The organism is Caulifigura coniformis (assembly GCF_007745175.1).
Taxonomy (GTDB): Bacteria; Planctomycetota; Planctomycetia; order Planctomycetales; family Planctomycetaceae; genus Caulifigura; species Caulifigura coniformis.
On sequence record NZ_CP036271.1, the window covers coordinates 2,701,645 to 2,714,564 of the forward strand.

Annotated in this window: 10 protein-coding genes; 8 read left to right on the plus strand and 2 right to left on the minus strand. The window is 63.9% G+C overall.

The features are described 5' to 3' along the window. Window positions 1-5: 5 nt before the first annotated feature. Genes Pan44_RS10690 through Pan44_RS10700 form a run of 3 tightly spaced genes read left to right on the plus strand, consistent with a single transcriptional unit; the run spans window position 6 to window position 4,428 of the window. Window positions 6-3,131 (plus strand): PSD1 and planctomycete cytochrome C domain-containing protein, encoded by a 3,126-nt coding sequence (locus Pan44_RS10690; protein ID WP_231754286.1) that lies wholly within the window; start codon window positions 6-8, stop codon window positions 3,129-3,131. Next, the gene (locus Pan44_RS10695) at window positions 3,131-3,451 is read left to right on the plus strand and encodes a DUF167 domain-containing protein (protein ID WP_145029977.1); all 321 of its coding nucleotides are present in this window, start codon (window positions 3,131-3,133) and stop codon (window positions 3,449-3,451) included. The genes Pan44_RS10690 and Pan44_RS10695 overlap by 1 nt, the downstream gene beginning before the upstream one ends. Further along, window positions 3,448-4,428 carry an endonuclease V gene (locus Pan44_RS10700; protein WP_145029979.1) on the plus strand — a complete coding sequence of 327 codons (981 nt, stop codon included), beginning with the start codon at window positions 3,448-3,450 and terminating at the stop codon, window positions 4,426-4,428. Before Pan44_RS10695 ends, Pan44_RS10700 begins: the two co-directional genes overlap by 4 nt. Here Pan44_RS10700 and Pan44_RS10705 read toward each other — a convergent pair. Together Pan44_RS10705 and Pan44_RS10710 are read right to left on the minus strand one after the other, a co-directional pair. Further along, window positions 4,381-6,273, minus strand: a complete 1,893-nt coding sequence (locus Pan44_RS10705; RefSeq protein WP_145029981.1) for a preprotein translocase subunit SecA — start codon at window positions 6,271-6,273, stop codon at window positions 4,381-4,383. The two genes, Pan44_RS10700 and Pan44_RS10705, sit on opposite strands and share 48 nt — an antisense overlap. A gap of 110 nt (window positions 6,274-6,383) precedes the next feature. Beyond that, window positions 6,384-6,944, minus strand: coding sequence for a hypothetical protein (locus Pan44_RS10710; protein WP_145029983.1), 561 nt, complete (start codon window positions 6,942-6,944; stop codon window positions 6,384-6,386). A gap of 344 nt (window positions 6,945-7,288) precedes the next feature. Between Pan44_RS10710 and Pan44_RS10715 the strand changes: the two genes are divergently transcribed. From Pan44_RS10715 to Pan44_RS10735, 5 genes are all read left to right on the plus strand, one after another. Continuing rightward, entirely contained in the window at window positions 7,289-7,924 is a 636-nt protein-coding gene (locus Pan44_RS10715; protein ID WP_145035001.1) for a ClpP family protease, read from the plus strand. An 89-nt stretch (window positions 7,925-8,013) separates the two neighbouring features. Then, on the plus strand, window positions 8,014-8,616 hold the full coding sequence (locus tag Pan44_RS10720; RefSeq protein ID WP_145029985.1) for an ATP-dependent Clp protease proteolytic subunit: 603 nt from the start codon (window positions 8,014-8,016) through the stop codon (window positions 8,614-8,616). Window positions 8,617-8,760: 144 nt separating this feature from the next. Then, a complete protein-coding gene (locus Pan44_RS10725) occupies window positions 8,761-9,753 on the plus strand; it encodes a hypothetical protein (protein ID WP_145029987.1) in 993 nt (330 codons plus the stop codon). Window positions 9,754-10,133: 380 nt separating this feature from the next. Further along, window positions 10,134-11,306 carry a hypothetical protein gene (locus tag Pan44_RS10730; protein ID WP_145029989.1) on the plus strand — a complete coding sequence of 391 codons (1,173 nt, stop codon included), beginning with the start codon at window positions 10,134-10,136 and terminating at the stop codon, window positions 11,304-11,306. A gap of 235 nt (window positions 11,307-11,541) precedes the next feature. Continuing rightward, on the plus strand, window positions 11,542-12,864 hold the full coding sequence (locus tag Pan44_RS10735) for an FHA domain-containing protein (protein WP_145029991.1): 1,323 nt from the start codon (window positions 11,542-11,544) through the stop codon (window positions 12,862-12,864). Window positions 12,865-12,920: the final 56 nt, after the last annotated feature.

Consider the following 12,920-nt stretch of genomic DNA (forward strand, 5'->3'; position numbering starts at 1 on the left):
GACCAGTGACTCTTCTGACGATCTGGCTGACTCTGGCCAATGCATCTCTTCAGGCAGCGGATCAGGAACAGCCGCTGGAGTTCTTCGAGAAGAAGGTCCGGCCGCTCCTCGTCTCGCACTGCTACGAGTGTCACAGCGTCAAATCCAAATCGCTGAAAGCCGGTCTGCGGGTCGACAGCCGCAGTGCGCTGCTGAAGGGGGGAGACTCGGGGGCGGCGATCTCGAGCGACCAGCCGGACCAAAGCCTGCTGCTGGAAGCCGTCCGGTATGAGGCCTACGAGATGCCGCCGAAGGGAAAGCTCCCGGCCGCGGACATCGCCATCCTCGAGCGGTGGGTCAAGATGGGAGCCCCATGGCCCGAGGAACCCGAACCGGTGGCTGACGCCTCGCCGCCGCCCTTCGATCTCGAAGCGCGCAAGGCGTCGCACTGGTGCTGGCAGCCGGTCCGCAGGCCTGAGTTGCCGGCGGTCCAGGACGCCGCGTGGGTTCGCGACGATATCGACCGGTTCATCCTCGCGAAGCTGGAAGAGCGGGGATTCCAACCGGCTCCCACCGTCGATCGCCGCGTTCTGATCCGTCGGCTGTCGTTCGATCTCATCGGTCTCCCGCCGACGCCCGGGGAGGTGGACGAGTTCGTCAGCGACCCGGCCTCGAATGCCGTGGAGAAGGTGGTCGACCGGCTGCTGGAGTCGCCCCATTTCGGCGAGCGCTGGGGACGTCACTGGCTCGATCTCGTCCGCTACGCCGAATCCCGGGGCCACGAGTTCGACAACGATACGCCGAACGCCTGGCAGTACCGCGACTACGTCATCCGGGCCCTGAACGCCGATGTCCCCTACGACCAGTTCGTCAAAGAACACATTGCGGGCGACCTCCTCGATCCGCCCCGGCTGCATCCCGAGAAGAAGTTCAACGAATCGATCCTCGGCACCGGCTTCTGGCATCTGGGGGAATGGGTCCACTCGCCCGTCGACATCCGCAAGGACGAGACCGACCGCTTCGACAACATGCTGGATGTGATGTCGAAAGCGTTTCTCGGCGTCACCGTGGCCTGTGCCCGCTGCCACGACCACAAGTTTGATGCGATCTCGCAGAAGGATTACTACGCCCTGTCGGGGTTCCTGCAGGGGAGCGACTACCGGCAGGTGCCGTTCGAGGCGCTGGAGCACAACAAGTGGCTGGCGGGAGAAGTCGCGAAAGTTGATGCGGAGGCGAATCGAAGAATCTGGCAGGCCCTGGGCCGGAAGCGTCTCAAAGCGATCGAACAAGGGCCGGTCGGCGGCGGAGTTGGCTGGGACGAGAGTCGCGGTGGAATTCCCTGGGATGACCCCGGGCCATTGCCCCCTCGGATCCGCGTCCTCGTCGACTACCGCGATGGGAGTTCCGATGGGTTTCAGCAGGACGGGGCAGTTTACGGACAACGGCCGGCGCTCCCGGGTGAGGTGATTCTGCGTGAAGGGAGTCGCGGGCAGTTGATGACGGAGTATGTGCGGGCCGGTTACGCGCACAGCCACCCTGTCTGGAAAACGGCTGACTACCCGATTGCTTCGTCGCCCAATCAGAAAGGGCGTCTCGAAAGTCTGAGTCGCAACGGACGCACCCTGCGTTCACGTACTTTCGATCTTCAGAGCGGCGAGGTGAATTGCCGAGTTCGTGGCAGCGGCGCCATCGTCGCGTGCGTCGATTCGCACCGCCTGATTGCCGGCCCGCTGCATGGTGAAACCGTCATCAACGTCCTTGGCGACTCGGACGAATGGCGATGGATTCCGGTGAACCTGGCCCGGTACGTCGGTCATCGAGTCCACCTCGAGTTCACTCCGAGCGTCGGCCAGTCGCTTGATGTTCAACTTGCGATCGAAGGAAGTCCACCGGAGCCAGTTCTCTACGTGAATTCGCAATCGATCAGTCAGGAGCAGCTCAAACGCATCGTGCAGGCCTGGGCGGATGGCGAACCGGTGAAAGCCGAGGATCGACAGGCTGCCATCGTGTTCGGCGCCCAGACCTTCTGGGATGCCAGCAGGCCAGAGTCCGTTGTGCCGAGCGAAGCCAGCCTGTCGATCGTGGCCGAACGGCTGCGCTGGGCGGAGGAGATCGCCGAAGTTCGTCAGGGCATCTCCAGTCACGCCTCCCTCGCGCCGGCCATGCTCGATGGCTCCGGCGAAGACGACCGCCTCCTCATCCGCGGCAATTCCTCCACTCCCGGTGACGCGGTCCGTCGTCGCTTCCTCGAAGTGATCGACGGCCCGAAAGCCATGACGATCCCGGCAGGCAGCGGCCGACGCGAGCTGGCGGAGCACATCACCGATCCGGCCAATCCGCTGACGAGCCGCGTCGTCGTCAACCGCCTCTGGCATCACCTCCTCGGCCGCGGCATCGTCCCGACCGTGGACGACTTCGGCGTCCTTGGCCAACGGCCGACGCATCCGGAGTTGCTCGACTACCTGGCCACGGAGTTTCAAAAGGATGGCCAGTCGCTCAAGCGAATGATCCGGCGGATCGTCCTGTCGCAGACGTACCGGATGTCGGGCGACACCGATCCGAAGACAGTCGAGGCCGATCCAAAAAACGACCTCTGGCATCATCGCCCCCCCAAGCGGCTCGAAGGCGAAGTGATCCGTGATGCGCTGCTGGCGGTGTCGGGGCGGCTGGATCGCACTCCCTTCGGCCCGTCGGTGAAAGTGCACCTCACGTCGTTCATGGAAGGGCGAGGCCGGCCGTCGCAGAGCGGGCCGATGGACGGAGAGAACCGCCGGTCGATCTATCTGGAAGTCCGCAGGAACTTTCTTTCCCCGTTCATGCTGACGTTCGACACGCCCAACCCGTTCAGCACGATGGGACGGCGGAATTCGTCGAACGTGCCGGCGCAGGCGCTGATCCTGATGAACGATCCGTTCGTGAGGGACTGCGCGGAATCGTGGGCCAGGCGAGCGATCCAGGAAGGTCCGGCCGACCCGAATGAACGGATTGCGTGGTTCTGCAGGACGGCCTTCGGCCGCCAACCGACCGAACCGGAGCTGCAATTGGTCCGCGAGTATCTGAGCAGCGCCGGAGACACCGACACGGATCTCGCGAAGTGGACTGACATCGCCCACGCCATCATCAACATGAAAGAGTTCGTGTTCGTTCCGTAATGTCCGTGCCTGCGATTTCCCTGGTGGCTGATGGCGGCGACGTTCTGCTGCCGGTGCGCGCCCAACCCGGGGCGAAACGGGTCGGCGTCGTCGGCGAACACGGGGGCCGGTTGAAGGTCGCCGTGACCGCCGTCGCCGAAAAAGGAAAAGCGAACGAGGCCCTCGTCGAATCGGTGGCGGAAGCGTTCGGGCTCAAGCGGTCGCAGGTGACCCTCGTCAGCGGACAGACCTCGAACCAGAAGACGTTCCGGCTGTCACGCGTCAGCATCGAAGTCGTTCAGTCGAGGCTGGCGGAACTGTTCGAGGGACTCGCCCGATGAGCGGCTGTTCGACGCTTCCGCTGCCCTCCCTGCCGGACCTCTCTTCCGAACTGATGCGACTCGTGGCCCAGGTTCCCCCCGACGGACTGACGACCTATGGCGACCTCGCCCGGGCGCTGGGAAGCCGGAACGCCGCCATCTGGGTGAGCCAGTGGATTCGCGAGCGCTCGGCGATGGAACCGGAACTCGCCAGTCGCGTCGTCGACAAACTGACGGCTGGCTCCCGCCCGCGGTTCACTGGGTTCTCCGGTCCGCACGCGCTGCAACGCCTGGAGGACTGGCTGCGTGCGGCGGCGAAATTTGTCGACGAGCGGCCACTGGGCCGAGCGCCGAAGCTCGTGGCCGGGATTGATGTGGCCTATCCCGCGCCGGATCGCGCGACTGCGGCGGCGGTGCTGGTGGATGTCCGGACGAAGACCGTCGTGCATGAACTGGTCGTCGAGCGGCCGGTGGACTTCCCTTACATCAGCGGATTCCTGACGTTCCGCGAACTGCCTGCGATGATGGCCGCCTGCGAGTCGCTCGCGAAGCAGGCGTACGCCCCCGATGTTGTGATGATTGATGGGCAGGGGCGACTCCATCCGCATCGCGGAGGGGTGGCCACGGGATTCGCCGCCGCGACCGGCCTGCCCACGATGGGAGTCGCGAAGTCGCTGCTGTGCGGCCAGGTGGAGAAGGGGGGCGATGCTTCGACCGGAGCCATGATCCAGCGCGTGCTGGTCGGTGATGAGCACCTCGGATTCTCCCTCCGCGCGACGCCGAAGGCGCAACCGGTTTACATCTCGGTGGGCGGCGGACTCTCGCTCGATGAGGTCCTCGGGATCACGTTGTCGCTCTTCACGACGACTCGGCTCCCGCTGCCGACCCACCGGGCGGATCGACTGTCGAAGTCGACGCGGCGAGAACGCCTCGATCCCGCGGCCATCCTCTCACGCATCCGCCAGTTCGAGGAACGGATCGATGCCGACCTTGCGTGATTTCTTCAGCTGCTCACGTTCGTGCTTCAGCATCTCTTTACGCTGCTTCACGTGGAGCCGCTCCAGTTGCTGCTGAGTGGACTGGAACCGTTCGACCCACTCGCGCGAGAGCTCTCCCAACTCGTCAGGACCAGCGCTCGATCTCCAGGCCGCGAGCTTTTTCGGCTCGACGACCCTCAGCAGTTCGTCTTCCAGCGAGAGAAAGAACTGGTAGCTGCCCGGGTCTCCCTGCCGGGCGGCACGGCCGATGAGCTGCCGATCAATTCGGAGTGACGAATGCATCTCCGTCGCGATGACGTGCAGCCCGCCCGACTTCCGGACTTCGTCGTCCAGGTGGATGTCGGTTCCACGGCCGGCCATGTTGGTGGCGATCGTCACCGCGCCGCTGCGGCCTGCCTCCTTCACGATTCCGGCCTCTTCGTCGTGATACCGCGCATTCAGCACGCGATGGTTGATCCCATGCTCGGACAGCTTCAGCGCGAGCGCCTCGGACGCATCAACGGACGGAGTACCGATCAGGACGGAACGTCCGCTCTCGACCATCTCCCGCACGGATTCCACGATCGCTTCGCGCTTCGCGTCCTGGCTCGCGAAGGCCCGCGGAAGCAGCCCTTTGCGTCGCGAGCGGCGGTTCGTCGGAATCCGCACGACGGGGAGCTTGTAGATCCGCTTGAGCTCCGTGCGGGCCGACAGCGCCGTCCCCGTCATGCCGCCCAGGTGGTGGTACTGACGGAACAGTGTCTGAATCGAAATGCGGGCGGCCGAGCCGGTGATCGGGCTGATCGGCAGGTGCTCTTTCGCCTCGATGGCCTGGTGCAGGCCTTCCTGCCACTGCCGCCCGTCCATCACGCGACCCGTTCCTTCGTCGACGATCGCCACCTTGTCGTCGACGATCACGTAGTCGCGGTCTTTGGCGAAGGCGTACTGCGCCGTGAGTGCCTTCTCGACATGCTGGTAGATCCGTTCGGTGTCGATCGAATCCATCAGCAGGGGCTTGGCCGTGAGGTTCAGCCGGCGGCAGCCGATGTCAGTCAGGAATGCCTGCCTTTTTCGGGCCTGGAAGAGGAAGTCTTCGTTGGGGCGCAGTTTCGGGACGATGCGCGTGGCCCAGCGGTACATGCTGAGCATGGCCGAGCGATTGACCTGCTGCAGCCCGATGATCAGCGGTGTACGGGCTTCGTCGATGAGGATGCTGTCTGCCTCGTCGACCAGGGCGAAGTGCAGCCCGCGCTGCACGGGGGCTTCGCCCGATGAACTTCCAACGAAGTAACGGTTGCGTTCTTCGTCATCGGGCTGGGCGCCGCGCTTGATCCGGTCGCGAAGAAAATCGAAGCCGACCTGCGTCGCGGTTCCGTACGTGATGTCGCAGGCATAGTTCTTTCGCCGCTCGTCGTCCTCCATCTGGTCGACGACGCAGCCGGCCGTCAGCCCCAGACGCTTGTAGACAGGCGTCAGGAGTTCCGCGTCGCGCTGGGCGAGATAGTCGTTCGCGGTCAGGACGTGACAGCCCTTGCCGACGATCGCATGCAGCGCGGCCGGGAGAATGGCCGTGAGCGTCTTGCCTTCGCCCGTCTGCATCTCCGCGATGTGGCCGTGAAAAATTGCCAGCCCGCCCATGATCTGGACGGGAAAGTGCGTCATTCCCAGTTCACGGCGGCACGCTTCGATGCCGAGGGGAAAAACCTGCGGCAGGATCGACTTGAGCGACTCGCCGCCGCGGGCTCGCCAGCCCAGTTCCTGCGCGCGACGCTTCAGCTCCACGTCGCCGATCTTCTCCAGCCGTTTTCGGGCGCGGAGAATCCGCGCGGCCCGGAGACGCCAGCGGAGAAGCGTGGGGGAGAGCATGAGAGTATCGGCGAGCGGCCCGCGGAAACCTGCTAATGGCGTGACTTGTTGGCAACGTCGCTCGTGGAGTCGACCAGGGGGCTCACGCCCCCCGCATGCCAGGGAGTCCCTCAGGGCGCGGAGGCAGGATCGAGCCCGGCCTTTTCGTACTCGGCCTTCTTCTTCTCGGGATCCTCGAGAATGATGATGGCCCCATCGGTCGAATCGTAGCCGTAGACCTGCCAGCGGTAGAGGCCATTCAGGCGGATGTTGTGCCGCTTGAGCATCTCGGAGAAGACTTCATACGTCGGATATTTGAAGTTCTCGTCGAGGTTCTTCATCAGCTCGACTTCGTGCTTCAGCGCAGCCATCGTCGCCTGTGACACGCCCGCAAAGTAGCCCTTGCTCACATAGGTGATCGGGTCGTTCGCCTTGAACTCGTTCTTTTCCTTTACCACCAGGTTGGGATTCTCGGCGAGCGCCTTCTTCGCGTCGACGATCGTCGTCGTCAGACGCTCGTTCAGGCTCTGCTTGGCGGGGTTCTCGGCCGGCGCCGCCGGTGCAGGAGCGGCATTTTCTGCCGGTGGCGCCTGGACGGCAGCGGGGGGGGCGGCCGGCTTCTCGGCCGGCTTTTCACAACCGGACGACGCCGCTCCCAGAGCGGCCACAACGACCAATGCTGCCTGACGCATGAGGTTCACTCGCGGAGGAAGATGATGGGGCCCGAATCGGATTCGCCGATTGCCGTCGCCTGCCTATATCCTAACCAGGGGGCGGCGGGAACGCGCGGCCTCCAGGGAAGGAACCTCCGGGAACAGAGACGCGGCCGGACGGCCCGATTCCAACGGCTCGTTGGGGTTGACGGGCGCGGCTGTTCCACGAAGAATCCCGCACAACTTCTGCCAGAATCGGCAGTTTCGACCAGTCAATACGCCGCAGGGACGCCGCCAGTCGCCGTCGCGGAGTCGTCGCCTCGCCTCACCCAGGCCAGGTCCTTTTACAGCACGGGCAACGAGGGAACTGAAGTATGGATTCGATGATCCTCAACCACGGCGCCGTCCAGCCGATGGCCTCCAACGGCTACCAGCGGACCCGGCAGCTCGGCATCGGCGACCTGCTGCTCGAGAATCGCATCATCTTTCTGGATGGGCCGATTCACGACGCGATGGCCAACCTGATCGTCATGAAACTCCTGTACCTGCAGTCGGAAAACCGGCACCAGGACATCCACCTGTACATCAATTCGCCCGGCGGGTCGGTGTCTGCCACGCTCGCGATCTACGACACCATGCAGTACCTCGAGCCCGAGGTGAACTGCTACTGCATCGGTCTCGCCGCCAGCGGCGCGGCCGTCCTGATGGCCGGCGGAGCGAAGGGCAAACGCTACATCCTCCCGCACGCCAAGATGATGATCCACCAGCCCTACGGGCAGGTGGGCGGGCAGGTCTCGGACATCGAGATCCAGGCCAAGGAAATCCTCAGCACCCGCGAAGTGCTGAACAAGATCCTGGCCGATCACACCGGCCAGCCGATCGAGCGGATCGCGAAGGAAACCGAACGCGATCGCTACCTCACGGCGGTCGAATCGAAGGAATACGGCCTCGTGGACGAAGTGGTGTTCCCGAAGAAGGCCAAGATCAAGGCCTCCGAAACGCCTGAAAAGAAGATGTAAATCGTCGATTCGTCCACCGGCGACCCCGCGTTTCGCGATCGCCCGCGCCTGTTTCCATCCGTACAGCGTCTGAAGCCAGAGACCTTCAAATGACCAGCATTCCGTTTGTTCTCGACAAGACCGGCCGTGAATCCCAGTACATGGATATTTACAGCCGGCTGCTGAAAGACCGCATCGTCTTTCTCGGCACGCAGGTGAACGACCAGATGGCCAACCTGCTCGTCGCGCAGCTTCTGTTCCTCCAGTTCGAGGACCCGAAGGCCGACATCCACATGTACATCAACTCGCCTGGCGGCTCGATCACGGCCGGCATGGCGATCTACGACACCATGCAGTACCTCACCTGCGATGTCGCCACCTACTGCATCGGACAGGCGGCGAGCATGGGAGCCATGCTGCTGACGGCCGGCGCCAAGGGCAAGCGGAACGCCCTGCCGAACGCCCGGATCATGATCCACCAGCCGCTCGCCGGCATGGAAGGGACCGCCACCGACCTCGAAATCCACGCGAAAGAGGTCATCAAGGTGAAGCGGAAGATGAACGAACTGATGCGGCACCATACCGGCCGGACCCTCGAGGAAATCGAGAAGGACACCGACCGCGACAATTTCATGTCGGCCAGCGAGGCAAAGGCGTATGGACTGATTGACAATGTTCTTTCAGAATTGTCGCACGGCCCCAAGGCCAATTGAGTCCCACTTGATCAGGTGACGCCAGGTGCTCGCGCTGCCGCGAGCGCCCGGCTGTCCCGGTTCGGAAGCAGCATGGAACGTTGCCCCAGGACATGGATGTCCGGCCGGCGGTCGCGAAACTCCAGTTTCGCGGTTCCGCTCAGGATGCCCATTCTTGCCGTGCTGCTCACGGCCGCCGGATGTGCCAGTCGTGGCAATACGGAGCTTCTCGAGGCGAATCTTCGCCACCACGAGGATCGCGTCGCTGCCTTCGAGCGCCAGGTCTCGAATCTCCAGGGCGAACTCGCTTCGGCCAGGGCCGAAGCCGATCAACTGCGGCGGGAGCTTGTCGCCCTGGGCAAAGATGGCCGCCAGGAAGTTACTGAACCTCTCTCCCGCGTCGCCGGCATCCAGTTCAACTCCCTGATGACGGGCGGCCGCGACGCCGACGGAGAACCCGGACACGATGTGATCACCGCCGTGCTGGCCCCTCACGACAAAGACGGCGATCTCGTCAAACTCGGTGGGGAACTCGAGATCGAAGTGCTCGACCTGACCCGATCCGGAGAAGATCGGCATCTCGGACGGTGGAAATTCACGGCCGACCAGGCCCGGGAATTGTGGCATAGCGGTTTTCTGGCCTCGGGGTATCAACTCGACCTGCCCGTCGGGAAGGCCCCCCGGGAAGGCGAAGTGATTCTTCACGGCCGGCTGCTGACCGCCGACGGCCGGCAGTTCGACACGATGTGTCCCGTCACTCTGGCTGCGACGGCCACCAGCGGGACGCCCGGCGGATTCACCGCCCCGGCCAGTACGCGGCCTGTCTCGGCGACCACCCCCGCAGACGACAACGTGCGAACGGGCAAGCAGGAAGTCGTCACCGCCTCCGCCGAATTCCTCGAAACGCGGGCGGAACGGCCTGTCGAAAAGGCCGGGTTCGCGAAAATCGCGGCAGCGGACCCCGTATCCGGACCGACGCGTCCAGTCCCTCCTCCCGTCGATGTCCCGGCCGCCGGTCGGTCGACTGACGGAAGTTCGGAAGAGGCACCCCGACCTTTCCCGGGGACCGCGGTGCAGCCCGATGCCGGCGCTCCCCGTCCCTTCCCGGCGACGACCTCGGACAACTGGACCGACGAGACGATTCCGCGCCTGCGCTGACGGGCGGCTCTGGCCCGTCGCAAGTTCGTTCGTGAGGCGAGGTGAGCCTCGTGGCGAGATCCTCATCGCGCGACGAACACTTGAAATGAATGTCCGCTGTTCCAGCACCATGGCCGCAGGGCAAACATTCAGGAGGCGAATGGTTCGCGGCGCGAGATGCCAAAAAACGCAAGTGTGTTGGGCAATCTGCGGGGGCCTGCAAATGCCGCACTCGGCACGCAATTTGAAACAGGCGTTTTGCCGCTCTGTCGGCCACGCCTCTTTCACCCGCTTTCCGAGGTCAATCTGTCATGCCCGCCGCTCTCCCTGCGCTCCTGCGTCGCCTGTCTGGATCCACGCGTCGTCGCCGTCCTCTTTACGAATCCTCTCGTGGTGAGTCGTTGGAGACCCGTATTCTGCCGGCCGCGATCGCCACCGCCTCCAAGACGACTCTCAATATCACCGGCGACGCAGAAGCCGGCAGCAATTTGCAGCTCGAGCAGATCTCCGGTGGCGTCCGCCTCACCGCGCTGTCCGGCACGATTCGAGTGAACGGCGCCGATGTGACCTCTGCGGATTTCACCGGAATCACCACCCTGAACGTCCGTCTCGGCGCCGGCGACGACACCGTCTCGGTGCTCGGCTCGCTGAACCTGAAGAACGTGACCTTCAACCTCGGTGACGGCGACAACTCGCTGAGCGTCGGCGCCGGCATGAACGTCACCGGCAAGTTGTCCGTCACTGGCGGGACGGGGGACGACACCGTCTCATTCGAAGGTTCGATCGCGAAATCCGCCTCGATCAGCCTCGGGCTGGGGAACGACCAGATCAGCCTGCTGGGGACGTCGTTCTCGAGCTCGGTGACGATCAATACCGGGGCCGGCGCCGATCTCGTCACGATCGATGAAACCTCGCTCGGAGTGGACGCCAGCTTCAACAACACGCTCACCATCAACACGGGCGAAGACAACGATGAGGTCTCCATCCGCAACGCGGCGACGAAGCGGATCACGTTGAACACCGGGGACGACGACGACATCGTCGACCTCGAGAACATCACGGCCAACGGGACGCTCAGTCTGCAGACCGGCGCGGGGGCCGACATCCTCAACCTGGTCTCCGTCACTCAGACCGCCAGCGGAACCAACACGATCAATGTCGGCACCGGCGCGGATGCGGTCGTCATCGCGCAGAGTTCGTTGAAGGCGAATACGAACATCGACCTGGGGACCGGAATCATCAACACGCTCTCGGTCGACGACACGTCGTTCGCGGGGACGTTCAACCTGAACACCAATGGCGGCGTGCAGACGGGTGTCGGCGACGTGATCAATATCGAAACGAACACGTCGCTGGTCGGCGGGACGGTGTTCTCGAAGGCCGCGAAGCTGAAGGTCGGCGCCGCAGCGGATATCAACCTCGGACTTCTCGAGGTCAGCAGCGACACCGACTTCCTCTCGACACTGTCGATCACCGGCATCAATCCGGTCGCCAGCCTCGAGGTCGCGGCCGACAACATCTTCTTCGCCACTGTCCCCAACCTGTCGAAAGTGCTGCGAACGGACCTGGTCTGATCGCCCGACGTTGCACGATTGCAACAGTGTTCTGTTGAAAAAGGGGGGTTCGCGTTCCCGCGAACCCTCTTTTTTTGATTTCCGGCCCCTCAATTCGGATCCCCGAATTGCGTTTTTCGCCCTTCGCAGTTACGTGTGCAACCAAGTGCTGTAAACTGCGGCACTGCACACCCTCCCGCTCGCCCGGATATCCGGGACCTGTGGACGGATCGACCGACGTTCAGCGAAAACCCGCGTGCGACAAGCTCCCGCTGCCTTTATCACCGTCTACGGCCAGACCCGGCCGCTGACGCCTCAGCACCTCACGACCATCGGCCGGGACGCCGAGAACGATATCGTTCTGCCGGAACCCGAATGCAGTCGACGGCATTGTGAACTGCTCTACAACAACGGACGCTGGTTCCTTCGCGACTGCGACAGCCGGAACGGCACGTTCGTCAACGACAAGCAGATCACCGACGAGCACCTGCTGCAGCCCGGGGATGTGATCCGCATTGCGCTGGTCAAAATCAACTTCACCATCCTCTCCGGCGGCGACACCAAGGCGTCAATGCCGGCGATGGACGAAGCCAGCCTCGAGCGGGAATTCAATGCCGCCCGTGGCCTGCCCGTCGAGCGGGACGACTTCGTTCCGCTGCTCGGTCGCAGTCCGGCCACTGAAGAACTGCGCGAACAGATCAAGCGCGCGGCGCCCCTGAACGCGCCCCTGCTCATTCAGGGGCCGGTCGGGTCCGGCAAGGGAGTCGTTGCCCAGCAGGTGCACCTCGCCTCGGGGAGGCTGCCCGGCACGTTTGTCCGCTGGGACTGCAATCAGTTCGCGTCGACCGGCGTCGCCGATTCCGGTCGCATGGGCAAAATCACGATGCCGACGCCGGGAGGGACGCTCTTCCTCGACGAAGTCAGTGTCCTCTCGCCGACGGATCAGTCGGCGCTGATCACGATGCTCGCGCAGCTCGACGCCCCCCCCGCGGACCCCACTGAACGGCGGACCCGGATCATGGCGTCCACCAGTATCGATCTGGAAGCTGCCGCCTCCGCAGGACGCTTCCGCCATGATCTCTACCTCCGGCTGTGCGTGCTGACGCTGACGGTGAAGCCGCTGGCCGAACGCAAGGAGGATGTCATGGTGCTTGCGGACTCGTTCCGTCAGCACTTTGCGGTGGAGCTGGGACGGGCCGTGGAAGGCTTCACGCCGATGGCCGTGCGGGCCCTTGAAAGCCATTCCTGGCCGGGGAACGTCCGGGAACTGGAGAACACGATTTACCGCGCTGTCGCCCTTTGCCTGGCGTCGTCGATCGATTCGGGCGACCTGCATCTGAACGTGAAGGCCACCGGCGAACGGGTGGGATCGACGATCGTTCCTCCCTACCAGGGGCGTTCGCTCGAAGACGTCGAACTGTCCCATATCCTGGCGACGCTGAACGCGACCGGCTGGAACAAGACCCGTGCCTCGCAGGTGCTCGGCATCGAACGGTCGACCCTGGACCGCAAGCTGAAACGCTACGGGCTGAATCGCCCCAATGCATCGAACCAGGGACGCTCGGATACGTCGCACTGACGCCGCGGGACTGGCCGCGAGGAGCACGGTTCCTACACTCGCAGGCAGAATTGACC